The organism is Thalassobacillus sp. C254 (assembly GCF_001310615.1).
Genome location: NZ_BAXQ01000001.1, coordinates 137,551 through 162,926 on the forward strand (window position 1 = coordinate 137,551; position 25,376 = coordinate 162,926).

A 25,376-nucleotide genomic window follows, 5' to 3' on the forward strand; every position below is an offset into this window, starting at 1 on the left:
TTGAACGGATCGCGCACCTCATTTAAGTGCAAGCGAGGTTCATGTAAAACAAGAAAAATAAAAAATGCCTCTCACCAGCAGGTGGGGGGCATTTTTTATCTGGTTATTGTCAGCTCGTTCTTTTTAGGTTTCCTTATGTAAAAAGGATGATCATAGCTACTCCGCCTACAATTGTGAAAGCGGCCGCCAATGTATACCCATAAATTTTCTCTTCCTGCCTAAGAAACAATTTACTTAAAATAATAGTCAGCATGGGCTCTAATGCAGCTACTACAGCTACATAAGAAACTGGTATAAACATAATTGCAGAAAAAAACAGATCATAGCAAAGCTTGTAAAGACTCCAGCTCCTATATAATATATATTTTTTGCTTTTATCTGTCGCTTTATTTGAGTAAAGATACGCGTTTCCCTTGCTTCCACGGATAAAAAAAGTATCGAAGCTACTGAAGCGGAAATAAACGCTCCTAAAAACGGGTCCGACATAATCTCCATTCCTGGCTTCCGAAAAGCCTGACCGATCCCAAACACAACGGCAGAAGTCAGAGCTATGAAGTAACCCTTTCTCTCTCTTCCTTTATCGACAGATAAATCCGGGCCTTGCTGAACCATATAATAACCCTGGATGAAAAGGCCGCATAATACAAGAATGATACCAACCAAGGGAAGACCTGCCACTGCTTCTCCCAAAAAAAGCACAGCAAAAAGTACGGTGAACATAGGCGCACTGTTCTTAACAGCTGTTCCCCTCGTTGGTCCAATGTGCCGAAAACTCATAAATAAAGTGGTTCTCCCAAGAAATGTTGTAAATACACCTGCCAGGGCAAACCACCCTAACCCCTGCCAAGTTATTGGCTGTCCTTCTGTAAGGAGTCTGAAAAGTAAAGCGGCGCCTCCCAATACGATAAGATTCACCAATAACGTTGTCAGCACTCCATTATCTTTTTGTGAATGGGCCATCCCTTTTCTTACTAAGATGTTGCTGATCGCAAAACAAAGCCCTGTTAACAAAGCCAGGATAAATCCCATGATTAGCCCTCCTGCTGCCGTCTTAGTAACATATCTGTGTTTCATCGTATGGCAGCAGGAGACTATTGTCAATTTTTTCTAAAGTGTTTCTTAAGTTCCTCTTGATGCACAGGCCCGAAGTATCTTTTTTCTACTTTCCCCTCTGCATCAATGATATAAGTCATTGGCACTCCGGTTACCTGGTACTTTTGAGAAGACGTTCCGGTTTTGTCGATTAAAACAGGCATTGATAATTGAAAATGACGGGAGAAGTTCTCAAGGTCCTTTCCCTGTACTTCTTGTGCCGCAACATTAACCGCAAACATTTTTATTCCTGTTCCTTTTTCCTCCTGGTACAGTTGAGACAAGGCAGGAAGCTCTTCCTGGCAAACACTGCACCACGTAGTAAAAAAGGTAAGAATAATGGTTTCCCCGTAATAATCAGATAACGTAACCTCTCCTCCTGCAAGAGAAGGCAGGGAGAAGTCAGGTGCTTTCATCCCGGCTTCTATTCCTTCTTTTTCTATGGGCTGAACAACTTCTTTGACCGGAGCTTCCCAATTTTGATACATTAACCCCAGTAAAAAAACAGCCCGCAAAACAAAACAAATATGAGTCTGCCTTTACCTGTTTTCATCATGCCCTCCTCTCCGGGTCCGGGACTCCATTCCATGTCCCTATTATTTTTGAAAGGAGCCCTGCTCTTGAGAATCTGGTGGTACCGGGTCATCTTAACTGTTCTTTCTATTATCATTGGAGGTGTAGTCCTGTTTACATACCAGGGAAACAGAGATCCTGGATGGATGCTCATCCTTCCCCTTCTTTTAGCCTGTCTTTTCTATGGAGGGTTACTGTGGGAGAAAAGAAAAAAGGATCAAACGTCAAATGAGAGTTAAGTACGGGGGAAGCTTTCTCCTTTGACTCCTGACACCTTCCCTGAATAAATACCTGACAATTGATGGAGCAGCCGAATCTTTAATAAATTCATACCCAGACTTTTGCATTCTTTGATACAAAAAAGGATTTAAAAGTAAGTCTGATGCTCTTTCCTTCACTTCTTTATAATTTTCAGTAACAAGAGCAGCATTTCTTTCTTGTAACAGCATAGGGTTTTCTTTCCCTCCATCTTTTCGCGACGGCAAACAGATAAAAGGGATTTTTAAGGAGAGGGCTTCACTGCTGGTTACAGCCTCGCCTCTTCCTATGACAATATCGCTTGTCAGAAGATACTCATAATATTTCTTTGTATGAGGTACAATGCGCATGTCATGGCCGGAATGACTAGTTTTAAAGTAGAAGGAAGCTGCCTTTGAACTCCTTGCAGTTAGTAAGAGGAAGGTACATGGCACCGGCACCTTTGAAAGCTGTTTCCACAGTCTCGAATATGAAATCCCTTCCTCCCCTTCTACGATTGTTATTATTTTTTTTCCAGATGAAAGAGAGAATTCCGTCCTTGCTCCTTCTTTTGTATTCTTTATGCTATCAGCTGACATGACAGGCATACCCAGTGGACTACAGGTGCCCTTGTATTACTTCCTGCCTCTGCAAACGGAAAGGGAGTGATAATGGCATTCACACCTTTTACATCATGCATCCTCTCCAAGGTGAAATTTGCATTCACACCGTATAAAGGTATGCTGCTTTTGCGCTCGCTTTTGTATAATGCCAGGAGATACGTATAAAGCGGGTGAATACTTACAAACAAATCAGCCTTTCTAGAAACCTTATCAAGCCATGGATACATTTTCTTAAAAAGATATCTAGCCCAAGCCTCCAAATACTTCTCTATATATTCAGCGATCTTTGAACTGCTTTCTTTAAGCAGTGTTATCTTCTTTAAATATTGGTGGGCCCCTGGAACGTATTCTTTTAAAGGGTCAACAACCTTGATTTTCATTCCATACGCTTTTCCTTCCTCTTTGACAGCGAGCGCAGCACGATCAGAACCGTTACATCCGGACATTGAAAAAAGCAAGACATTCACACCGGTGCCCCCCTTTGTCCCCTTCTTTCTAACATGCTATGCGCAAAAGGGGAGCGGCATGTAAACTTTAGATGTCCGGTTTACGAGAGGAAAGAGTTTCGGGTAATATGGTAAGAGATCAATCACAAAGCAAACTAAGTATTTGAAAAGACTGAAGTTGTAAAACAGGGTTTCTTAGTTTCTCCCTGTAGAAAACGACCAAGTGTAATTTAGGAGAAGGGATGACAAACCATGAAAACAGTATTTTCTGGCATACAGCCGAGCGGAACATTGACTCTCGGCAATTATCTGGGTGCCATGAAGCACTTTGTAGATATGCAGGAGGATAATGAGTGCTTTTTTTGTATCGTTGACCAGCATGCGATTACCGTGCCTCAGGATAAAATAACCCTCCGTAAAAATATAAAAAGCCTCGCTGCTCTATACTTAGCGGTAGGCATTGATCCACAAAAATCTACATTATTTATTCAATCTGAGGTTCCTGCTCACGCGCAGCTTGCCTGGATTATGCAATGTGTATCTTACATTGGTGAACTTGAAAGGATGACGCAATTTAAAGATAAGTCGGAAGGAAAAGAAGCTGTCTCCTCTGCGTTATTAACATATCCTCCTTTGATGGCAGCAGACATTCTTCTGTACCAGACAGATATTGTACCAGTTGGCGAGGACCAAAAGCAGCACTTGGAACTTACCCGGAACCTTGCTGAAAGATTTAACCGGAAATATAATGATATTTTTTCAATTCCAGAAGTACAAATTCCTAAGGTAGGCGCAAGAATCATGTCTTTACAGAATCCTGTGAAGAAAATGAGTAAATCAGACGAAAACCAAAAAGCATTTATATCTATGCTCGATGATGAAAAAACAATTATGAAAAAAATTAAAAAGTGCCGTAACTGATTCTGAAAACGAGATCCGCTTTAACCGTGAAGAAAAACCTGGAGTATCTAATCTGATGTCGATTTTGTCTTTAGGAACCGGAGAAAGTCTGGAGGAGATTGAAAGCAGATATGCTGGCAAAGGGTATGGTGATTTCAAGCAGGAGGTTGGGGAAGTTGTTATTGAAATCCTGCGTCCTATCCAAGAAAGATATAATGAACTCATTGATTCCCAGGAACTTGATAACATACTTGACGAAGGGGCAGAAAGAGCCAATAGAAAAGCCTTTAAGACGTTAGCCAAAGCAGAGCGAGCAATGGGACTTGGCCGAAAAAGAAGATAGCATAAATAACCGGAAATGAAAAAAGAGAACTCTGTTGACGGAACAGAGTTCTCTTTTTTCCTCTTATTTTTCAAAAAATAAGTATCAATAAGTATTAATAGCCGTTTCTCTTTTTCCAAACTTTACCAACTAATAATGCAAGTGCGATGGTCCCTACTGCATATACGACGGTTAAGATCTGCATAACCAAATAAGCTAACCCGTCCATCTCAAAACCTCCCTGCCATCAAATCTATTCATTCCAACTTCTATTATAAAAAAGAATCTAACACCTGTAAATGTGAATCCTAAACGTTCACATATTAGATTCAAAGCATAAGGGTGATGACAGGGGGTCTGTCCGTTTAATTTTTCTTAATGCTCTCTTCATGCTGCATATCCCACAGCTTTTCAAAAAAGGGCTGACCTTTAATCATCGCTTCACAAAGTTCGTAGTGGCGGCTTGTCCAGCCTGTTTGGATTTCTTCATACAATGCATGCCAAACTTCGTCCTTATCCATCGTTTGAATCACCGGATAGCTCGTTGGTTTCCATTCCGTGTACCAGTAACGAATTTCAGCTTCGTTGCCGGTTGTATAAAGCTGGTCAACAGCCATAAACAAAAGTTGTTTCAATTGACGTTCTTTTCTCGTTAATCCTTCCATATACTGTGGGTGTGGAGATAATATGTGATATTCCTTTTCCGGCATTTCCTCGGTAATATCGTATTCTTTTTCATTTTCTTCAGCCAGCAGATCATAAATGATTTGTTCCTGTCTTGGGGTGAGTCGGCTTTTGCGTATTGGTGTGTTATATCCTAATGTATCCACGGCTATAATTCTTGTCCCATCGCAAGCGATAAAACAGTAATCCAGAGTGACCCGGGACATATTTTTTCTTAAAGAACTTTTTTGGTACACGTCCTTCAACAGAGTATCAGGCAAGTCTTCGAGTCGATTTTCAATGTAATTAAACAACCGTTCTGTTACCTTGACCACCACAGCCTGATCAAGCACTTCCACACGATCTTCGCTTCGCCATTCATGAAAAGGACAGACATTGTACCCGTTTTCTTCTCCTTCAAACCAATTAATCCAAACATCTCTTACCTGGACCATACCTTCAGCCTCCTAACTCTAAGCGCTTTGTACCCACAGTATAGTCAGAGGCAACCCAATTTATTCCATAACCTTGCTATGTCTGAACTTTTCTTTTATTCTTTGTTCCCTCGCATTCTTTGTGGAAAATAAATGCTGACAGCGATAAAAAGAAGGCCGAGAACAAAAATATAGAATTCAATTCGGTGCACGATGAATTCCACATACGAATAAAAGGTATATCCTGCTGCCATGTAATTCATATACGCCAGAAGACTGATCCCGCCCGCCACTGATAATCCAAAACCTACTAGTAAAACAAAGAATCTTACAAGCATTCTCCTCTCCTTTACTTATGGAATCATTCCTCTAAAGCAAATTTGCTTCTATCATATTTTCTTAACCTTTCGCCACGTTCGTATTATTCCCCTTCAAAAAATCCCAACATTTTGAAGTACACCCATTATTCATCTATAACACACAGCAAAGGCTCTCTTTTTCGTTTACAGCTGTTCTATGGTTCAACTAAAATGTAACTAACTTAAGGGAGTTAGGAGAATTAAGGATGTCCACAAATCGCGAACGCCAGCTTCAGCAATACTATAACAAAGTAAAAGAATTCGATGCCCTGATTACTGACTTAAACGCCAGAGCTTCTCACTTAGGAATTGAAACTAGTTTCACTTCTCTGCGACTGTATAAGGAACAAAAAGACCAAATTGAAGAAATCATGAAGTATTTTGATCAAGTGGAAGTTCCTCCCGAACAAAATAACGTAGAAGCTATTCTTTCTCTTTCATTAAAAGAATTTCACGCTTTCATCACGACGTTAAAAAAGCAGGAATAAGGGAAATATACATTCTACATCTACATACGCAGAACAAGTAGAATTGCCATTGACAGTGTCAGAGGAGGAAAAAATGGAAGTTATTGTATCACATACTAATTTAGATTTTGATGCCCTTGCGAGCATGATAGCAGCAAAAAAACTGTATCCCGATGCCATGCTTGTCTTGAGCGATAAACAAATCCCTCCGGTTGAAGCTTTCTGGCCATATACCGTGATATGTTTGATTTTTATAAAGCAAAAGATATTTCCTGGGAGGACGTTACTCACCTCATTATTGTTGACACAGCTTCACCTAACAGAATAGGTTCCTTTTTAAAAGAATGTAATGAGCCCTATATTACTGTTTTTGATCATCATCCTTCTAAAGAAGGCGACATAAAAGGCGATACATCAGTTCTTGAACAGACTGGAGCAGCTGTCACCCTCCTTCTGGAGGAAATTCAAAGGCAAGAGGTTTCTATCACGGATTTTGAAGCTACTTTGTTTGGACTTGGCCTTTATACTGATACAGGATCATTGTCTTATTCTACTACCACCATTCGCGACATGAAAACAGCCGTTTATTTGATGGAACAAGGGTTAAACCTCGAGCTGGTCAATCGTTTTTCAGAGCAAGGTCTTTCATATAACCAGCAGGAATTGCTGCATGAGCTTCTCTCCAACGGAAAAGAGTATCACTTCCAAGGTTTAACGATGATGGTGACGTGGCACGAACAGGAAAACTTTGTGGGAGGCTTATCAACGGTTGTAACCAAGCTTTTGCAAACAACGGGGACTGATGCTGTATTTGCTGTTTCTAAGATGGGAAACAAAGCGTTTATTGTGGCCCGCTCTTCAACCAGCCGAATTGACGTTCTGCCTCTCATCAATCGATTTGGCGGTGGCGGCCACGAAAAGGCGGCTTCAGCTTCTGTGAAGAACCCTGAGCTTAAAAGCCTTAGAGATGACCTTGTCTCTAATTTGAACATAACGGTTAAGCCTGCCATAACGGCAGACGTGATGATGTCAAGTCCTGTGAAATCTATTCCTCCTGACATGAAAGTAGAAGAAGTGAAACAAATGATGTTTCGTTTTGGCCATACTGGCTTTCCTGTTATGGGTGAAAATGATAAGCTTATCGGCATCATTTCAAGGAGAGACATAGATAAAGCCACTCATCATGGTCTTGGACATGCTCCAGTGAAAGGATATATGAGCACAAACCCACTATCCATTGGACCCAAAACGACTCTCGAAGAAATCCAGGAGATCATGATCCGCCATAATGTAGGGAGACTCCCCGTAGTAGACGATGAAAAGGTTGTAGGAATTGTTTCTCGTACAAATGTCATCGAAGTTCTACACAGCAAGGAGCTTCAACATGCATTAGAAGAAGAGCGCAATTTAGCCAAAGAAATGAATGATCATCTGCCAGAAGAGATCTTTGATTTCCTCGAAGAAGTAAGCCATCTCGCAGATGCCTTGGAACTTAAAGTATATATGATCGGTGGAATTGTAAGAGATCTGATCATGGGACGTCCTAATTATGATGTAGATATCGTAGTAGAAGGAAACGGAATTTCCTTTGCAGAGAAGCTCTCTTCACAAGTAAAAGGGGAACTTAAAAAACATGAATCTTTTGGTACGGCTGTAATTACGTTGCCAAAAGGGTTCAAAATCGATATTACAAGCTCCAGAACCGAATACTATAATTTTCCCGGAGCTCTTCCGGAAGTACAGTTATCCAACCTGAAAGAAGATTTGTACCGCAGGGATTTTACCATTAACGCCATGGCCATTGAGCTTAACGAAGGAAACTTCGGGCAGTTGATCGACTTTTATAACGGTCTAGAGGATATTAAAAACAAACGACTTAAAGTCCTTCACAACTTAAGCTTCATTGAAGACCCAACCGGATTTTACGGGGAATTCGCTTTGAGATCCGTTTTGGGTTTCGATTTGACATAGAGACAGAAAAATTTGCACGACATTCGGTGTCAGCGGTCTCCTCCCTCTCCAAGGACAGAATTGCAAATGAAATTAAAATTCTGCTCAGGCAAGTAAACCCTGTACAAGCTGTTCCAAGGTTGAAGGAGCTTGATGTACTGAAACACTTTCTTCCGGGTGCAGACTGCACAGAAGAAACCAAAGCATTGCTTCATACAATTGAATTCTGTTTTAAAGAGTATAAGGAACTCCTTTCTGCACAAAATAAATGGTTTATGTGTCTTATGGCCCTGTTTTCAGCTGACAAAGAAAATTTGCTTCGTGCACAAACCTATGCAGCTAACCGCCACTATAATCAAATCCTTGAAGAAGCGGTTACTCTGCTTGAAAAAGAAACTCGTTTTTCACCTTATTCACTTGGAGAAATTCATGATGAATTTTTTTCTTTTACAAACGATGCCTTATTTTTTGCCTATTCCTTCTTTACCGTAAAAGAGAAAAAAATATCCTCAGAATTGATAAAGGAATATATAATCAAAAGATCCTCTCTTCCAAAGCTTCTGGACGGAAATGATTTAAAAGGATTAGGTCTTCAACCTGGGCCTCTTTTTCGAGATCTCCTATTCCAAGCTGAGAAAGCCTATTTTGATGGCTTCATTACAAACAAATCAGAAGCTCTTTCCTACGCTAAAGAACTTTCCCGCCGGAAGTAAATCCAAAGATAAATAGGGAATGTCATCCAGCCCTGGTGGTTCCTCATCAGGGCTTTTCCTTTAGTCGATAAACATTGGAAAAGACAACATTCTTAAAAGAATAAAATTAAAATCTCCTCTACATAAATAGTTGTAATCTGCTATAATCTAGTGTGGATGTAAGGGAGGTTAATATTTTGGAAAGCGAAGACAAGAAGAAACTATTCATATTTAAACCGGTCTTCTTCCTTAGCTCAGTCAGCCTCTTGATTCTTGCAATTATTTTTACCTTTTATTTCCAAAGCTTTACTCAAAACGAACAAATGGACCATAAAGGCTTTGCAAATCAAGCAAATAGTACGGCTCTTGCAGACCCTCCTTCCGGGAACGAGGAAATTGTTCTATTTGTTGGGCTTGGCAAAGAGGATGATGATCATGTAACCCCTCAGACGATATCTCTAGCCAATTACTCACAGAAGGAAGAAAAATTACGGCATGCACTACTATTAGAAGACAGTTATGTTTCCATCCCCGGAGGTCCTGACCATAAATTGAAATTGGCATATTCATATGGCGGTATTGAACTTTTAATAGAAACCATAGAAGACCATTTTGGAGTAAACATTACTTATTATGCTTTATTTCCGCCAAAAGGAATGGCAGACTTGATCGATTTTCTTGTGCCACAAGGTTTTAATACAAAAGAAATGGAATCACGCATCACCTCTAATATCAGATTGCTGGATGACCCTCTGCCTTACTTAGATGTTGGACAAGATCTGCCTGATACCTTGGATGGCAGTCAGACAGTTATGCTTCTTCATACTCTTCAAGGGAAAGAGAACAGCTATAGCCGTAATAAGATACGAGAGGAAATAGAAAGGACATTGTTTCAAGTAACACTTACATTACCGAACAAAGAAGAGATTTCAACTTTGGTAAATTTACTGCGTAACCGCAGCGAAACAAACATGTCCACTTCTTCTATGTTCAGCTGGGTAAATAATTTAGTTCATACTCCTTACACGGAACTTGAAACAGGAGTGTTTCCCCTTGAGAATACCTACCAGTATGAAACATATAGTCATGCAGGAGATGTCATTACGTGGGACCAAACAACAAATGAACGAGCTATCGAAGATTTTTTTAAAGAAGACTAAGGATGGTGGGACAGAACTGGCTCACCTAAGTAAATAAGGCTCCGATTATCTTTTTTGATAATTAGAGCCTTATTTTTGAATTCAAACCTGTTTGGTTATCCGGCTGGGCGGTGCGCAGATTAGCCTACAGGAATCCTAAGACTGGATCCCCGTCGATCTTACGCTTCCCATAGACAGCCTGTGGCGTGGACCTTCGTGCCCAATGAAGATTTTCTCATCATCAATCATGCAACAAGCTGCTTGCCCTCCCCTTTCTTCGAGAAAGAGTGGATTGTGTTTAAGCCAAAGGATCAGCTTCATCATCATTTTTGGATGATAGGACGGACAGCCGGTGCGAATGAAAGGAAGTTTAAACTGATGTCGTCCTTATCCTTAAGATTCAAGCGAGTGTATTTTTAACAATCAACCAACAGAATTATAATATAAGTAAGGGCCCTCACCGACGGTGAAGGCCCTTCTATTCAGCTGGGTATTGTCCCGGCTTTTTCTTAAGGCTTTAGTCAAGCTACTCTTCAAAGCGTTTAAATGCAATTGTAGCATTGTGGCCGCCAAAGCCTAAAGAGTTACTAAGTGCAGCCTCTATGTCCTGCTTACGGCTTTCATTAGGCACATAATCCAAATCACAATCAGGATCTGGTGTGTCATAATTAATTGTTGGAGGGATAATTCCGTCTTTAATTGCTTTAATCGTAAAAATAGCTTCTATGCCGCCGGCTGCTCCTAAAAGATGCCCGGTCATTGACTTGGTAGAGCTGACTGCAAGGTTATAGGCGTGGTCGCCAAACACTTGTTTAAGGGCCATAGTTTCAAATTTATCATTATAAGGAGTACTGGTTCCATGAGCATTCATATATTGGAATTGCTCTGGTTTTAAGCCTGAATCTTTAATTGCCTGAGTCATTGCCCGGGCACCGCCCTCTCCTTCCGGAGCAGGAGCCGTAATATGGTATGCATCTCCCGTGGCCCCATAGCCGATGATTTCTGCATAAATTTGTGCTCCCCGCTTTTGGGCGGACTCTAACGACTCCAGGATGACTATGCCTGCTCCTTCTCCCATGACAAATCCACTGCGGTCCTTATCAAACGGACGGGAGGCAGTTTCTGCATCCTCGCTTGTGGTTATGGCTTTCGCTGTACTAAACCCAGCAACAGCCATGCTTGTAATTGGCGCTTCTGCACCGCCTGTGATCATAATATCAGCATCACCACGCTGAATAACCTTAAATGCATCTCCAATGGAGTTCGTCCCAGAAGCGCACGCAGTTACTGTACAAGAATTAATTCCTTTGGCCCCTGTCACAATGGATACTTGTCCAGAAGCCATATCTGGTATCATCATTGGCACAAAAAACGGGCTGACTCTGCGGTATCCCTTTTTTGAAAAAGCCTGAACTGCTGTTCATATGTTTCCATGCCGCCAATGCCTGAGCCAATCCATACGCCTGTTCTTTCTGCAATTTCCTCTGTAATTTCAAGGTTGGCATCTTTTAGAGCCATCTGAGAAGAAGCAACAGCAAACTGAGTGAATCGGTCCATCTTTCTCGCTTCTTTCTTATCCATGAAATCACTTGGATCAAAGTCTTTTACTTCGGCTGCTATTTTCATTGGAAAATCATTTTTGTCCAAACGAGTTAATTCTCCGACACCTGATTTACCAGCTGTAATGTTTTCCCATGTTGTTTCTAAATCATTACCCATTGGATTAACAGTTCCCATTCCAGTAATCACTACACGAGGGGTATCGCTCATTCTTTTCTCTCTCCTTTACGTAGTGGCAAATTAAAAGTAAATTGCTTCAAAAATATCTGGTTACTTTTCATGTAATCATGGTTGCAGTAAACACGGTTTTCAAACACTCCCGCTGCCTTGTAACCCCAGACTTTTGTCCCTCCTTTACATGGAGAAACCAAAAAGTCAGACCGCGTTACCGAGTATTCTTCTACACTTTATTATTTTCCCCAGCGGATGGCCATGGCTCCCCAGACAAGCCCGGAACCAAAACCTACCATCACAACCAGATCATCTTCTTTTATTTTACCATTTTTCACTTCTTCAACCAGAGCAATTGGAATAGAAGATGAAGATGTATTCCCGTATTTTTTAACGGTTACGGACATTTTTTCTTCCGGCAGGTCCAGTCGCTGGCGGGCGGCTTCCATTATTCTTATGTTTGCCTGATGAGGAATAAGAAAGTCCACATCATCCTTTGTAAGACCGGCTTTTTCAACGACCTTCATAGATGACTCACCCATCTGTCTTACGGCAAATTTAAATACTTCTCTTCCATTCATAGTAAGGTAAGGATCCTGGTAAATGTGCATGGCACCAGCCCCATCAGCACCAAGGTCAAATGAAAGGATTCCCCGTCCTTCTGATACCGGTCCCAGGATGGCTGCACCTGCCCCGTCACCAAATAAGACAGCTGTGTTTCTATCCTGCATGTCAACAACCTTAGAAAGCTTTTCAGCACCAATAACAAGCACATTCTCATAAGCACCTGTTTGTATAAACTGCTGCCCGGTTGCCATTCCGTATATGAAGCCTGCACACGCAGCACTTACATCCATCGCTGATGCATTCTTTGCTCCGAGCCTTTCTTGAATCAACGCAGAAACAGACGGAAACGGGTAATCAGGTGTTACGGTTGCTACAAGGATCAAATCAAGTTTTTCTGCCGGAAGATCTGCATCCTCCAAAGCTTCTACGGCTGCGTGGTAACACATGTCAGATGTATCTATATCATCGTGGGCAAATACTCTTCTTTCGATCCCAGTTCTCGTTTTAATCCATTCATCGTTTGTATCTAGAACTTTCTCAAACTCTTTATTAGTTATTTCTCGTCCCTCAGTAAAGCTTCCTATACCTAAGATTCCGGCTTGCCTCATATCTATCCCCCCTAATTCTTTCCTACAGCTTGCTGGTTTTGTTCCTTATTTTTTATTATTTTACAGCTGCTATTATTATCACTAATTATTATGACCTGGTTTTAATTTTAGAGGATTTCTCATTTCTTGTCTAGCAAGCAAAGCTTGGTGTGATAAAGGGATTGAGACAAAAGAGATATGTACATAAAAAAAGAAGCTGTGATACTTGCTTCAACAGCTTCTTGATCTTCCCTTATTAATAAAATGGACTTGACCCGTAGCTACCATATACCGGGCCAAACTGCGGTCCATAGGATGGGCCGAATGAAGGACCGTAATGAGGACCATAAATTGGTCCATAGGATGGGCGTAGCCTCCGTACCCCCCACCATAACCTCCAAAGATTAACGGACTGACTGCTAAGCCTGCTAAAAATGGCAGAACCGGAAAGTATCGCTGAGACTCACTGCTGCTTCGATAAGGAACATATTGATACATGAAACTTCCTCCCTCTCGCATTGTCACAACGTATTCTATGCCATATGCCCTTCTTCTGTGATAGGAAACCAACTAATAAAACAATACGCTTTCGTGTATTCATACGTTTATTGTGCAGATTTTCGAGAGAAGGAAAAAAGATTTTTCAAATGTACATGCAAGAATCTCTGTGCTCCATCTCATTTCACTTGCATTCCAGTGTCTTGCTAACAGAGATAACATTAGGACGAAGAATTTGTTGTACCGTCCTCATTCCTTTGCTGAACGCAGATTATAAGGCTGAAGGAAATAATCGATACAAAAACTATTGCGATTTAAAAACCCTCTGGCGTCAGAACCAAAGGGAGCAGTTTTTATTCTCTTTCTTTCTTTCCATCTTCATATCCTAATTCATATGCTTCTCCCATAACACTCATTAACAATTCAAGTGCTGGCTGGAGATCATGCATATCCAGCTCAATTCCCTTACTTTCAAGAAGACCTCTTCCTTCTTGCACGTGAGCCATTGCGATTTGCATAAATTTCATATTAAGTTCTTGATCCATGATGTCACCTCATTTACTGAAATGGTTGCCTCAAACTTTATTCAAGCATTATCTCTCTTAATCGTCAAGAGAGTTCATTAAATCATTAGGGCTATGTACACAAATTAATTTCGTTTTTTCATTGAGTGTTTTTTCTGTAGACCCATTCAGCTGCAAAAGCGAGGAGCAAGGCTGCCAGCACAGAAATTGTTTCGTTTAAGCCAAGTCCTTGAAAAAGCAGTAAAAATGAAAACAAAGCAACGGCACAAAAAATGAAAGCGCCAAGAAGCAAGTGTCTTATTGCCACGTCCAACCCTCCTACGTCAACTCCAGTATCTTTGTTTTATTTCATACTATCACGAGAGAACACGTAAGAAAGTATAAATTATCAGCTTTCTTCTTTTTCTGGGAAATAAGGAAAAAAGTTTGCCCCAGACTCCTCGTAGTGCTGGGCTAACTCTTCAAGCCTTTTTACCCCATGCAGAGTCAGGTTACTTTCTGATTGTTCTTTTAAAGCTTTGTATTCTTCAAAAGACATATGATCGCCTCCTCTTTTCATCATACGCATCAGAATGAATATTTATCCCCGCCTCCGAGATTGTTCTGTAACACTCCTCCATTTTGATAGTTTCTCAACTCATGCAAATAAAAAGCTGTTCCCCCGAGTCTGCACTTTGGTACAGGGGGAACAACCTACTTATCTTTTAAAGGATGTCAACAATTACGGCAATGGCCAATAACAGTTGAAGCATTAACTGGATATTTACCGCTACTTGTGTGTCAGTCGTTCTAATATCTACACCTCTTGAATTTTCAACAATAGTTTTTTGATAATTTAACTGTTTTGTTTTTACTTTTTGGATAAGCTCCTGCGTGAATTCTGGCACCTCTGCATCGTCACCTATTGCAATTGAAATGATCAAGATAATCGCAGCCTGGATACCTGCTTGCAGGCTGACTGCTGCTTTTGTATCTGTAGTACGGATTGTTACATCAGCTGAATCCTTTACCAGTATACACTCATCAGAAAGCTGAATTGTTTTATTATCAAATTGACCGCTTTGGGTCGCATCATCTTTCGCTAGCGGATGCTTAACATCATCTAATGCTCTCCATTCAGTCCTTTTGTATCTTTTATTCTGCATGCTCTGCATTTGCAACTCAACGAAAACACCTCCTTGTTTATCTTCATTTTCATCTTATGAGGCTTTTTACTGAAAGTTTGGACAAAGACCTTAGGTTATTCGTTTATTTTTTTCTTTTTTTAAGGTTTTGAGGCTTTTTATCGCCTTTTTCTTCCTCTTTCTCACTAACAACTACTTGCTTTTTAAGGAATTCATCCACCTCTTTTTGTAAACCTGTAACTACATTTCTAAGCTCGTTTTTTTCTTCATTAGAAAGATTTATTTTCTCGGGTTCGATATTATATTTCTCCATTGTTTTCTTCACTAGAACTTCCATAAGTTTTTGATAGCTTTCCAAGTGTCTCCCCCTCCTTTCACAGGCTTAGATGCTTTTTAACAATAAGCTGCACCGATAATGATCAGCAGGATAAACAGCACCACTAGAAGTGGAAATCCATAGCCGGCATACATCGCATAAACCTCCTTTATTGCATGGGTTGCTATACTCTATGTAAAAATCCAAAAAAAGGTTGGACTGCCAACTAGATTAACAACAGAAATAGCCATGACTTTTCCAGTCACAGCTAAATACAATGCTATATGATGAAGGGTGTTGATCGGGAACTACTTTGCCTCAGATCTAAATCTACAGGCAATTCAAGTGAGGGTTATGAGACGAAGGAAAAACGGATTTATAATGTTGTGGCTTAATCGATACATTCATGAAACACAAAAAAACTGCGGTAAAACCAACGGTTCACCACAGCTTTTCTTATCTTTTACTTTATTGTTGCTGCAAGGATTGCTTTTTGGACGTGCAGACGATTTTCCGCTTCATCGTATACCACAGATTGTGGCCCATCGATTACCTCTGCACTTACTTCTTCACCTCTATGTGCAGGCAGACAGTGCAGGAAGATGTAATCATCCTTAGCATTGTTTACGAGATCACTGTTTACCTGAAATCCTTTAAAGGATTCTTCACGCCTTGTTTGTTCCTCTTCATATCCCATGCTTGCCCACACATCGGTGTAGATCACATCTGCATCTTTTACCGCTTCAACGGGATCCTGGGTCAGCACAACCTTACTATTTGTCGAGGCTGCAACTTCTTCCACTTCTTTTACAACCTCTTCATTTGGCTCATATCCAGATGGCGTTGCCACATACACGTCCATGCCCATTTTTGCGCAGGCAATCATCCAGGAATGAGCAACATTGTTACCATCACCTACAAATGCTGTCTTTAAGCCTTTTAGAGTTTCCTTTTGCTCTTTGACTGTCAACAGATCCGCCAGAGCCTGGCACGGGTGGTACCAATCAGTTAAGGCATTAATAACAGGTACATCGGCATGCTCAGCGAGTTCAGCCACTTTCTCATGAGAATTCGTCCGGACCATTATCGCATCAACATATCTAGAGAGCACTTTCGCCGTGTCTTTGATTGGTTCTCCTCTTCCAATTTGTAGATCACGAGGGCTTAAAAACAGGGCATGCCTCCTAATTGTGTCATTCCAACTTCAAAAGACACACGGGTTCTCGTAGAAGAATTTTCAAAAATCATTCCCAGAGATTTCCCTGCCAGCAGCTGAGGACACTTTCCCTCTTTCTGCTGGGCTTTCAACTCTTCTGCTGACTGAAGCAGAGCATAAATCTCCTCTGGCGAAAAGTCCAGGAGTGTTAATACATCTCTTCCTTGCAGAGAAGCAGCGTTTTTGTCTTGTACTTGCTGTTGCATATCTTCACTTCCTTTTTAAACTGTGGTAGAGACCGCAGATAACCATTCTTGAATGGAAGTTTCTTTACTTTTCTCCCCGTTCATGGCATCAACCATCACTTTTAATGTGGACGGGTTCGTCACAATCGTTTTTCTGAATTTAAGAGAAGCCTGCCTGTATTCTTTTCCTGTTTGATGTCCTCTTGGAGGAATGCTCACTAAGGCGACACTCTCTTCCCTTTGAATCCAATCCTGGAAATCCATTTGTGTTACACCTTCTGCTGCTTTTTGGACCGCTAGTGTATATCCTTGTTTCACAAGAGTCTGTAGCGTCTCCTCGCATGCATCTTTCCACTCGGATGCAATGTCGCAATAGATGATTCCCTTCTTTTTATACAAAAGGGGTATTTCACTTTCAGACCAGGCAAAAGCTTTATTAAACGCTTGTTCTGTTGTCTCTGCAATGCTGATAAGTTCTCCGGTTGACTTCATTTCTGCTTCCAGAATCGGGTCTAATCCAGCAAGCTTGTTATTAGAAAACACCGGAGCCTTTACTGTGAAGTATGGTGTTTCTTTTCCAAGCCCTGTATGACCGCCGGTTACCTCCGTAACAGACTTGCCAAGAAGAAGACCGATGGTTGCCTCTATCATGTTAAATCCAGTAACCTTTGAAAGAATAGGTACTGTCCTTGAAGCACGTGGATTTATTTCAATGACAAACAGCTCATTGTTATCAAGTACAAATTGAATATTAAAAATACCTTTAAAATCCATGCCTTTTGCAATGCTGCTTGCGATTTGAGCAACCTTCTCTTTTACATCTTCACTCAAGGTAAAAGGAGGAGTTACCGCCATGGAATCACCGGAATGCACGCCGGCAGGCTCTACATGCTCAAACATTCCCGGGATATAAATATCTGTTCCATCTGTTAAAACATCAATCTCCAGCTCTGTTCCAGGCATATAAGCATCTATAAGAATAGGAAATTCAATGTCATTCCCCTTGTGAGAGAGATATTCAGCTAATTCCTTTTCATCTGAATGAATAGTCATCCCCTGGCCGCCAATGACATAGGAAGGACGCAGAAGAACAGGAAACCCTACTTCTGAAGCTTTCTGAATGACATCTTCTTTATGATAGCCTGTTACACCAGGAATGTGACGCACGTTCACGTCGCTCATAAACTCATAAAATCTTCCCCGGTCTTCAAGCTGGTCAATAATATCCGAAGTTGTTCCAAAGACATGCTGTCCCGCTTCTTCAAGTGCCTCAGTTAGTGAAATCCCTGTCTGGCCGCCAAGCTGTACGACGATTCCTTCCACACCTTCAAGCTCTGCGACATGAAGAACGTCTTCAGGTGTCAGCGGGTCAAAATACAGGCGGTCTGCCATTTCATAATCTGTACTGACGGTCTCAGGGTTGTTGTTCATGATTATTGCTTCATATCCAGCTTTTTGCACCGCTTTTGCTCCGTGAACTGAACAATAATCAAATTCAATTCCTTGCCCTATTCTGATTGGACCGGAACCTACTATTAATATTTTTTTCTTTCCGGTGTTCACCTCTACATCGCTTTCTTTATACCAGCTTGAATAGTAATAAGCAGTAGAAGCTGTAAATTCAGCTGCACATGTATCAACCATATGATAAGAAGGAAGAAGATCCAATTGTTTCCTTTTTTCATAAATTTCGCTGCTTTTTGTATCCCACTGCTCGGCGAGCCATTGGTCAGTGAAACCAGCTTTTTTGAGCTCCAAAAGAAGAGAAGGATCGACCGAACTCCAACCTATGTTCTGGACTTTCTTTTCTAAGGACACAAGATATTCCCAATTGGATAAGAAAAAGAGATTAATTTGTGTTTCCTTATGAATGTCTTCAATTGAAACATCTCTTCTGATCAGCTCCATAATAATAAAGAACCGCTGATCATCCTGTCCTTTTAATGCCGTCCAAAGGTCACTTACCGAAGCGTCCTGCAGACTTGGGAGACTGAGACCGTTGACCTTAAGTTCTAAGGAGCGGACAGCCTTTTGAAGAGCCGATTCTAAATTTCGTTCAATGGCCATTACTTCACCAGTTGCTTTCATCTGTGTTCCAAGCTTTCTGTCAGCCTGCTTGAATTTATCAAAAGGCCAGCGAGGAAACTTAAGAACAACATAGTCCAAGGCTGGTTCAAAGCTGGCATAAGTATGGCCTGTTACCGGGTTCAGCAGTTCATGAAGATGATAACCCAGGCTGATTTTAGCAGCCATCCTTGCAATCGGATATCCAGTAGCTTTTGAAGCAAGGCAGAAGAACGGCTTACCCGGGGATTTACTTCGATTAAATAATATTGTTTGCTGTAAGGGTCCAGAGCAAACTGAATATTACAGCCGCCCACAATCCCCAATGCTCTGATTACTTTTAACGATGAAGCTCTAAGCATCTGATATTCGACATCGGTGAGTGTCTGGGAAGGAGCCACTACGATGGAATCTCCCGTGTGAACCCCAACCGGATCAATATTTTCCATATTACATACGGTAATGCATGTGTCATTGTCATCACGCATTACTTCATATTCAACTTCTTTAAAGCCCGCAATACTTTTCTCTACGAGGCACTGATGAATCGGACTTGCTTCCAAGCCGCCTTCAATAATGTATAAAAGCTCCTCTTCATCCTGGGCTATGCCTCCTCCGCCCCCTCCAAGAGTATAAGCCGGGCGCACAATAATCGGATAGCCGACAGAGGCTGCAAATTGCAAAGCCTGCTCTTTGGTTTCAACGATTTCACTTTCAGGAACAGGCTCATCCAATTCCTTCATTAAATCCCGAAAGGCTTCCCGATCTTCCCCTTTGATAATGGATTCAATAGGCGTTCCAAGAAGCTCTACATTATACTTGCTTAATATATCCTGCTTGTGCAAAGAAAGGGCTAGATTTAATCCTGTCTGTCCCCCGAGGGTTGCCAGCAGTCCATCAGGCTGTTCCTTTGCAATAATGTTCTCTACTGATTCTACAGTTAAAGGTTCAAAATAGACTTTATCTGCACAAGACTCGTCAGTCATAACAGTAGCCGGGTTATTATTTATTAAAATGACTTCTATTCCTTCTTCTCTCAAGGCAAGGCACGCCTGTGTTCCAGAATAGTCAAACTCAGCAGCCTGCCCGATAACAATGGGCCCTGAGCCAATAACCAGAACTTTTTTTATTTCTTGATTTTTAGGCATACGCTGTCTCTCTCCCTTTGCTTCTCAGTTGTTCCATAAATTTGTGAAAGATCTCTTCGCTGTCAGCTGGTCCCGGGTGTGCTTCCGGATGGAATTGAACAGTGATGATCGGAAGTGTATTATGAACCAGACCTTCAATTGAACCATCATTGATGTTCTTAAAAAGGATAGAAAAATCACTTTCGTTAAGAGTATTTTCTTTCACTACATAGCTGTGGTTTTGGGAAGTTATATACACTTTCTTCGTTTCCAGGTCCTGTACAGCTGATTTGCTCCCCGGTGGCCAAACCTTAGTTTTTCAGTGTCTCCGCCAAACGCTAAAGCCAGGAGTTGATGACCAAGGCAGATGCCAAGTGTCGGGTATGTCTCCGCTAAACGTTTGTATGCTGGCAAAAATGAATTCAGCTGTTTTGGATTTCCTGGACCATTTGAGAAAAGAAGTCCATCCGGATTCAGCTGATGGATTTCTTCTTCAGCCATATCGTACGGTACGACGGTAACCTTGCATCCCTGCTCGACTAATGAAGTCACCATAGATTCTTTATAGCCGAAATCTACAAGTACAACGTGATGGCTACCTTCCCCAAAGGTTTCTGCCTTTTTCACAGCTGCATCAGCCACAAGCTGCCTTTCACCAATAGGAGTAAAGCTGGCAACATCGATTTTGTCAGGATTTGTGGTGATCACTGCCCCCATGTCTCCATGCTCGCGAATTCGTTTTACGAGAGCTCGCGTATCCAGACCCGTCAATATAGGAATTCCTGCCTCTGCCGCTTCTTTTTCAACCGTTTTATCACAAGCGTAATGGTGTCCTGTTTTGTGGCACTCGCTCATCACCAGAGCTGCCGGCTGCGGCTTTTTACTTTCATTATCGGTAAGATTAATACCGTAATTTCCGATTAGGGGATAGGTAAAAACCACTACTTGGCCGTTAAAGGAAGGGTCAGTCATCACTTCCTGGTAACCTGTCATTCCTGTAAAGAACACGGCTTCTCCATACACTTCTTTGTCCGTATTGCCGCTTAACTCTCCTTCAAATATTTCTCCATTCTCCAACTTTAGAAAGCCTTTCATGCCTTTCCCTCCTATCCATCTGGATGTCAAATGGTTTTCTTTTTTATTCGCTTATTACGTTTTTGATGGCTTCTACACCTTGGAGAAGCTGATCTTTTGTCATGGTTAATGGCGGAAGCAGCCTAATGACATGTGTTCCGGCCGGAATGCAAAGTACTCCTTTTTCTTGAAGCCTTAAAATATAGGGAGCAGCTTCTTTTTCACACTCAATTCCTGCCATAAGTCCCCTGCCTCTGATAGCTTTAACGCCGGGAATACGGCCAACTTCCTCCTTGAGAAGACTGAAAAGATATTCTCCCTTTTCTTCAGTCTCTTGTAAAAATCCGTCGTTCAGTACCTCTAATAATGTCGCTTCAGCTGCAGCCATAGCCAGAGGGTTTCCGCCAAAGGTTGATCCATGACTTCCTGGCCCAAAGGCGTCCTTTAGCTTTTCTTTGCCGATGATTGCTCCTACGGGAAAGCCATTCCCTAGACCTTTTGCTGCCGTTACAATGTCCGGACTGAGATTTGCATGCTCATAAGCAAATAGCTTTCCTGTCCGACCAATCCCTGTCTGCACCTCGTCCACGATAAGCAGTGCACCGTGTTCTTGTGCAAGCTTTTGTACTCCATGTAAAAAAGCATCTTCTCCAGGAACAACTCCGCCTTCTCCCTGGACTATTTCAAGAATTACAGCTGCTGTTTCTTTATCCATTTCTCTTTCCACCGCTGCAAGATCATTGTAAGGAAGGTACGTAAAACCGTCCAGCATAGGACCAAAACCTTCATGAATCTTATCCTGGCCGGTAGCAGCCATTGTTCCGTAGGTTCTTCCATGAAAAGATTGCTTAAAGCTCAGAATCTTCGTACGCTGCGTATGCTTCCGAGCGAGTTTAATGGCAGCTTCGTTAGCTTCTGCCCCGCTATTGCAAAAGAAGACAAGATCTCCTGCCGAATGCTTTGTTAATAAGGAAGCCACTTTCTCCTGGATTTCAAAGTGAAACAGGTTTGAGCCGTGCCAGCCTTTAGATAGCTGCTTTTCTACCGCTGCGATAACATTGGGATTCCCATGACCTACATTAACAACGCCGATTCCAGCCATAAAATCAAGGTATACTTTTCCGTTATCTGCGGTAATGTGACATCCTTCTGCTTTTTCAAATGCTATCTCCCAGCGTTTATACGTAGGAAACAAACTTGTTTTTGTCTCTTGTATCATTTCCATCGAGCTTCACCTTTCTTTGCTTAGAGGGTCGCTGTTACTTCCTTCACAATTGCTGTTCCTTTTATTGTTCCATCTTCGTTTCTGGAGCCTGCCTTACCGCCTGCAATCACAACCTTTTCAATCTCCCCCTGCAGGCTGTCAACAGCAGCTTTTACTTTCGGTATCATTCCTCCGTACACCGTTCCATCATCTATGAGCTCCTGCACCTGTGCAGCAGATAAGACTTCAAGAAGCTGCCCATCTTTTAACACCCCGTCAACATCTGTCACAAAGACAAGTTCTTGGGCCTTCATATAGTTGGCAACAGATGAAGCTGCCGCATCAGCATTTACATTAAGGTGATCCCCTTCTTCAGTGCATGCAATCGGAGAAAGAACTGGGATGGTCCCTTCGTTCAATAAACTATGAAGCAATGAAACATTCACGTTGTTTATTTGGCCAACAAGACCCAGGGAAGCAAGATCTACGGGAACCGCCTGCAACAGAGAGCCATCACAGCCTGAAATGCCAAGGCCTTTACCTCCAGCTCTTTGAAGTCCTTGAACGATTTGCTTATTCACCTTTCCGCTCAATACCATCTCGGCAACCTCTAACACGGCAGGCGTCGTTTTCCGAAGTCCGTCAATAAATTGTATCTCCACTTCAAGCTTTTCAAGCATTGAGTTAATCGCTGGTCCGCCGCCATGGACAATTATTGGATATTTTCCAGCCGTTTGCATAGCCACGATCCCTTTGAAGAATTCTTCGTTTAATTCATCAACTGTAGAGCCACCACATTTAATTACGACGATCTCCATCATCAATCTCCCCCCTTTTCATTTTTGGACATTTACGTCCGGTACCCCGCGTTAATCCTTACATAGTCATATGTCAAATCACAGCCCCAGCTTTGCCGGTTCCCTCTCCAACGTTCAAATCAACGTGAATCGTTACTTCTTCATTTTTCAGATATTCTGTTGCCTGCTCTTCGGAAAACCAGACCGGCTGACTGTTTTTTAAGGTAGGAATGCTCCCGATGGATATATCAATATTATCAGGATCTATTTTCGCGTCAGTCGACCCTATCGCAACAATAATTCTTCCCCAATTCGCATCAGTTCCGTAAACAGCTGTCTTCACTAAGTCAGAACCGACAATTTGCTTTGCTACCTTGCCTGCTTCTTCATCAGATGCTGCTCCCTTTACTTCCACTTCAATAAGCTTGGTAGCTCCTTCACCATCTCTTGCGATCTTTTTTGCCAGGCTTTCACATGTGAGTGATAACCCTTTAACAAAAAGGCTCCAGTCAGGATGTTCAGGGTGAAGGGGCTCATTTTCAGACTTACCGCTTGCCATAACAACCACCATATCATTTGTTGATGTATCACCGTCTACAGTAATTCTGTTAAAGGTAGTATTGGTTACCTCTGACAATGCCTGCTGTAAATAAGAAGGTTCAATATTTGCATCGGTTGTAATAAAGCTAAGCATAGTTGCCATGTTCGGATGAATCATTCCTGATCCTTTTGCTACTCCTCCAATGGTCACTTTCTTCCCATCAATGTTCATTTGGTAGCAGGCATGCTTCTTCATCGTATCAGTGGTCATAATGGCTTCGTTAAATGACTCAGCATCTTTAAAGCTCCCTTTTGTTTCAATGGCTTCTACCCCGGGAAGGATTTTATCCATTTGAAGCATTTCGCCAATAACGCCTGTTGAGGTTACAGCTACATAGTGTTCTGGCACGTTGAAAGCCTCAGAGCTTTTTTTGCGCATTTCATAAGCATCCTTCAAACCTTGTTCTCCCGTACACGAATTAGCATTGCCGCTGTTTACCACAATCGCTTGCAGCTTTCCTTCCGCCGCAATGCTTTCCTTTGTTACAGCAAGGGGTGCTGCTTGAATTGGATTTAACGTATAGACCGCTGCACTTGATGCAGGCACGTCACAGAAGATCGCACCTAAGTCATTTCGTTTTCTTTTTACCTTTGTATGGACTCCTCCTGCTGTAAATCCGGCAGGACTGATAATGCTGCCCTTTTCCACTTCAACAATTGACTTCGTTTCTTCTGCGATGCTCACTATACTTCCCTCCAAAGCTAATTAATTAAGGGTAAACCGGTACTTGGTTCAATCCCTCGTTTTCTTCAAAACCTAGCATAAGATTCATGTTTTGTATGGCTTGCCCTGAAGCCCCTTTTACTAAATTATCTATGACTGACACGATTGTAATTCTGCCGGTTCGTTCATCGTAGGTTAGACCAATATCACAGTAATTCGTGCCATAGACTTCTTTTGTGGACGGGTATTTACCGTCTTCTCTGATTCGTATAAAAGGTGCATCTTTATACATCTCTTCATACAATTCTCTAAGCTGATTTTCTGTAACAGACATCGTCGCTTTTCCATACATTGTGGCCATAATACCCCTTGTCATCGGCACAAGGTGCGGAGTAAAGGTGACGGTTACGTCTGATTCGCTCCAGCCTTTTAGAGTCTGTTCAATTTCAGGGATATGTTTGTGTTCATTAACCTTATAAACTTTGAAATTATCATTCATCTCGCTGAAATGCGTAATGGCTGAAGGCGACCTCCCTGCCCCGGTCGTCCCGGACTTTGCGTCAATAATAAGCGTGTCTAGGTCGATAAGTTTTTCGCTGACGAGCGGCCCTAAACCAAGCAGCGTTGCTGTCGGATAGCACCCCGGGTTGGATAATAATGAACTGGCTTTAATTCCTTCACGATTCCATTCTGTTAACCCGTATACCGCTTCATTCAACAGTTCCGTATCTGCAGAGTCTCTCTCATACCATGATTCATAGACATCTTTCTCCTTCAATCTCAGGTCACCGGAAAGGTCTATGACTTTAGCTCCGTTTTCAATAAGCTTTCCGCTGTATTCAGCAGACACTCCAGGAGGAGTTGATAAAAATACAATGTCAGCTTCCTTTCCGATCATTTCTGGATCAATTTCCTGAAGCTGTGATGTATATAAATCGCTCAAATGCGGATAGCTTTCCTCCATTGCTTTGCCTTCCTGGCTTGAAGAATGAAACGTAATTTCCGTAATATGGGGATGGCCATGAAGCAAACGAATAAGTTCTGCTCCTCCATAACCTGTCGCTCCTATAATCGCAACTCTCATAAAATTGCACCTCTTTTTATCTTTATGCGTTTTTCGTTGTGTCTTATTATAAATTTGAATAAAAATTAATTCAACTGTATTTTTACTATTTTTTTATTTTTTTTCTAATTTGCTGAC

General features: G+C 41.7%; 23 protein-coding genes and 6 pseudogenes. 6 read left to right on the forward strand and 23 right to left on the reverse strand.

Going from position 1 to position 25,376, the window contains the following annotated elements; translation table 11 throughout:
* Window positions 1-133: 133 nt before the first annotated feature.
* The 3 genes from JCM19033_RS24005 to JCM19033_RS00840 form a co-directional block, all read right to left on the reverse strand.
* A complete protein-coding gene (locus JCM19033_RS24005) occupies window positions 134-361 on the reverse strand; it encodes an EamA family transporter (RefSeq protein ID WP_269757925.1) in 228 nt (75 codons plus the stop codon).
* Window positions 277-1,029: an EamA family transporter gene (locus JCM19033_RS00835; RefSeq protein WP_054634929.1), complete on the reverse strand. Its 753-nt coding sequence runs from the start codon at window positions 1,027-1,029 to the stop codon at window positions 277-279. The genes JCM19033_RS24005 and JCM19033_RS00835 overlap by 85 nt, the downstream gene beginning before the upstream one ends.
* 68 nt (window positions 1,030-1,097) lie before the next feature.
* The gene (locus JCM19033_RS00840) at window positions 1,098-1,607 is read right to left on the reverse strand and encodes a peroxiredoxin (protein WP_198153378.1); all 510 of its coding nucleotides are present in this window, start codon (window positions 1,605-1,607) and stop codon (window positions 1,098-1,100) included.
* A 105-nt stretch (window positions 1,608-1,712) separates the two neighbouring features.
* Here JCM19033_RS00840 and JCM19033_RS00845 point away from each other — a divergent pair, with 105 nt between their 5' ends.
* Window positions 1,713-1,904 (forward strand): hypothetical protein, encoded by a 192-nt coding sequence (locus JCM19033_RS00845; RefSeq protein WP_054634931.1) that lies wholly within the window; start codon window positions 1,713-1,715, stop codon window positions 1,902-1,904.
* Here the strand turns inward: JCM19033_RS00845 and JCM19033_RS00850 are convergent.
* Complete coding sequence (locus tag JCM19033_RS00850; protein WP_198153379.1) at window positions 1,890-2,501, reverse strand: glycosyltransferase; 612 nt, start codon at window positions 2,499-2,501, stop codon at window positions 1,890-1,892. The two genes, JCM19033_RS00845 and JCM19033_RS00850, sit on opposite strands and share 15 nt — an antisense overlap.
* Complete coding sequence (locus JCM19033_RS00855; RefSeq protein ID WP_054634933.1) at window positions 2,483-2,992, reverse strand: hypothetical protein; 510 nt, start codon at window positions 2,990-2,992, stop codon at window positions 2,483-2,485. Before JCM19033_RS00855 ends, JCM19033_RS00850 begins: the two co-directional genes overlap by 19 nt.
* A gap of 231 nt (window positions 2,993-3,223) precedes the next feature.
* Between JCM19033_RS00855 and trpS the strand changes: the two are divergent.
* Window positions 3,224-4,214 (forward strand): annotated as a pseudogene (gene trpS, locus JCM19033_RS00860) (tryptophan--tRNA ligase).
* A gap of 344 nt (window positions 4,215-4,558) precedes the next feature.
* Here trpS and JCM19033_RS00865 read toward each other — a convergent pair.
* Both JCM19033_RS00865 and JCM19033_RS00870 read right to left on the reverse strand, forming a co-directional pair.
* On the reverse strand, window positions 4,559-5,311 hold the full coding sequence (locus tag JCM19033_RS00865; RefSeq protein ID WP_054634934.1) for a YjbA family protein: 753 nt from the start codon (window positions 5,309-5,311) through the stop codon (window positions 4,559-4,561).
* Between the two features lie 95 nt (window positions 5,312-5,406).
* A complete protein-coding gene (locus JCM19033_RS00870) occupies window positions 5,407-5,628 on the reverse strand; it encodes a hypothetical protein (RefSeq protein ID WP_054634935.1) in 222 nt (73 codons plus the stop codon).
* A 227-nt stretch (window positions 5,629-5,855) separates the two neighbouring features.
* Here JCM19033_RS00870 and JCM19033_RS00875 point away from each other — a divergent pair, with 227 nt between their 5' ends.
* The 4 genes from JCM19033_RS00875 (at window position 5,856) to JCM19033_RS00890 (ending at window position 9,918) form a co-directional block, all read left to right on the forward strand.
* Complete coding sequence (locus JCM19033_RS00875; protein ID WP_054634936.1) at window positions 5,856-6,137, forward strand: hypothetical protein; 282 nt, start codon at window positions 5,856-5,858, stop codon at window positions 6,135-6,137.
* A 219-nt stretch (window positions 6,138-6,356) separates the two neighbouring features.
* A complete protein-coding gene (locus tag JCM19033_RS00880) occupies window positions 6,357-8,087 on the forward strand; it encodes a CBS domain-containing protein (protein WP_054634937.1) in 1,731 nt (576 codons plus the stop codon).
* A gap of 26 nt (window positions 8,088-8,113) precedes the next feature.
* Entirely contained in the window at window positions 8,114-8,779 is a 666-nt protein-coding gene (locus tag JCM19033_RS00885) for a hypothetical protein (RefSeq protein ID WP_054634938.1), read from the forward strand.
* 176 nt (window positions 8,780-8,955) lie between these two features.
* Window positions 8,956-9,918, forward strand: coding sequence for an LCP family protein (locus JCM19033_RS00890; RefSeq protein WP_054634939.1), 963 nt, complete (start codon window positions 8,956-8,958; stop codon window positions 9,916-9,918).
* Window positions 9,919-10,423: 505 nt separating this feature from the next.
* On the opposite strand, the pseudogene fabF reads toward JCM19033_RS00890, so the two are convergent.
* The 16 genes and pseudogenes from fabF to argC all read right to left on the reverse strand — a co-directional run bounded on the left by fabF (window position 10,424) and on the right by argC (window position 25,259).
* Window positions 10,424-11,667 (reverse strand): annotated as a pseudogene (gene fabF / locus JCM19033_RS00895) (beta-ketoacyl-ACP synthase II).
* 200 nt (window positions 11,668-11,867) lie between these two features.
* Window positions 11,868-12,803, reverse strand: a complete 936-nt coding sequence (locus JCM19033_RS00900; RefSeq protein ID WP_054634940.1) for a beta-ketoacyl-ACP synthase III — start codon at window positions 12,801-12,803, stop codon at window positions 11,868-11,870.
* A 210-nt stretch (window positions 12,804-13,013) separates the two neighbouring features.
* Window positions 13,014-13,280 (reverse strand): hypothetical protein, encoded by a 267-nt coding sequence (locus tag JCM19033_RS00905; RefSeq protein ID WP_054634941.1) that lies wholly within the window; start codon window positions 13,278-13,280, stop codon window positions 13,014-13,016.
* Window positions 13,281-13,633: 353 nt separating this feature from the next.
* Window positions 13,634-13,825 (reverse strand): ComZ family protein, encoded by a 192-nt coding sequence (locus JCM19033_RS00910; RefSeq protein WP_054634942.1) that lies wholly within the window; start codon window positions 13,823-13,825, stop codon window positions 13,634-13,636.
* Between the two features lie 118 nt (window positions 13,826-13,943).
* Window positions 13,944-14,111 (reverse strand): hypothetical protein, encoded by a 168-nt coding sequence (locus JCM19033_RS24010; protein ID WP_198153380.1) that lies wholly within the window; start codon window positions 14,109-14,111, stop codon window positions 13,944-13,946.
* Window positions 14,112-14,192: 81 nt separating this feature from the next.
* A complete protein-coding gene (locus JCM19033_RS23015; protein WP_157049682.1) occupies window positions 14,193-14,342 on the reverse strand; it encodes a hypothetical protein in 150 nt (49 codons plus the stop codon).
* Between the two features lie 166 nt (window positions 14,343-14,508).
* On the reverse strand, window positions 14,509-14,958 hold the full coding sequence (locus JCM19033_RS00915; protein WP_269757899.1) for a spore coat protein: 450 nt from the start codon (window positions 14,956-14,958) through the stop codon (window positions 14,509-14,511).
* A 94-nt stretch (window positions 14,959-15,052) separates the two neighbouring features.
* The gene (locus tag JCM19033_RS00920; RefSeq protein ID WP_054634943.1) at window positions 15,053-15,286 is read right to left on the reverse strand and encodes a hypothetical protein; all 234 of its coding nucleotides are present in this window, start codon (window positions 15,284-15,286) and stop codon (window positions 15,053-15,055) included.
* Window positions 15,287-15,321: 35 nt separating this feature from the next.
* On the reverse strand, window positions 15,322-15,399 hold the full coding sequence (locus JCM19033_RS21760; RefSeq protein ID WP_083465225.1) for a YjcZ family sporulation protein: 78 nt from the start codon (window positions 15,397-15,399) through the stop codon (window positions 15,322-15,324).
* A 308-nt stretch (window positions 15,400-15,707) separates the two neighbouring features.
* Window positions 15,708-16,666: pseudogene (gene argF, locus JCM19033_RS00925) on the reverse strand (ornithine carbamoyltransferase).
* 15 nt (window positions 16,667-16,681) lie between these two features.
* A pseudogene (locus tag JCM19033_RS00930) lies at window positions 16,682-19,857 on the reverse strand (carbamoyl phosphate synthase large subunit).
* A pseudogene (locus JCM19033_RS00935) lies at window positions 19,850-20,931 on the reverse strand (carbamoyl phosphate synthase small subunit). Before JCM19033_RS00935 ends, JCM19033_RS00930 begins: the two co-directional pseudogenes overlap by 8 nt.
* A 43-nt stretch (window positions 20,932-20,974) precedes the next feature.
* Window positions 20,975-22,135 (reverse strand): acetylornithine transaminase, encoded by a 1,161-nt coding sequence (locus JCM19033_RS00940; protein ID WP_269757900.1) that lies wholly within the window; start codon window positions 22,133-22,135, stop codon window positions 20,975-20,977.
* A gap of 20 nt (window positions 22,136-22,155) precedes the next feature.
* A complete protein-coding gene (gene argB, locus JCM19033_RS00945) occupies window positions 22,156-22,935 on the reverse strand; it encodes an acetylglutamate kinase (RefSeq protein WP_054634944.1) in 780 nt (259 codons plus the stop codon).
* A 29-nt stretch (window positions 22,936-22,964) separates the two neighbouring features.
* Window positions 22,965-24,199: pseudogene (gene argJ, locus JCM19033_RS00950) on the reverse strand (bifunctional glutamate N-acetyltransferase/amino-acid acetyltransferase ArgJ).
* 22 nt (window positions 24,200-24,221) lie between these two features.
* The gene (gene argC, locus JCM19033_RS00955; RefSeq protein ID WP_054634945.1) at window positions 24,222-25,259 is read right to left on the reverse strand and encodes an N-acetyl-gamma-glutamyl-phosphate reductase; all 1,038 of its coding nucleotides are present in this window, start codon (window positions 25,257-25,259) and stop codon (window positions 24,222-24,224) included.
* Between the last annotated feature and the right edge of the window lie 117 nt (window positions 25,260-25,376).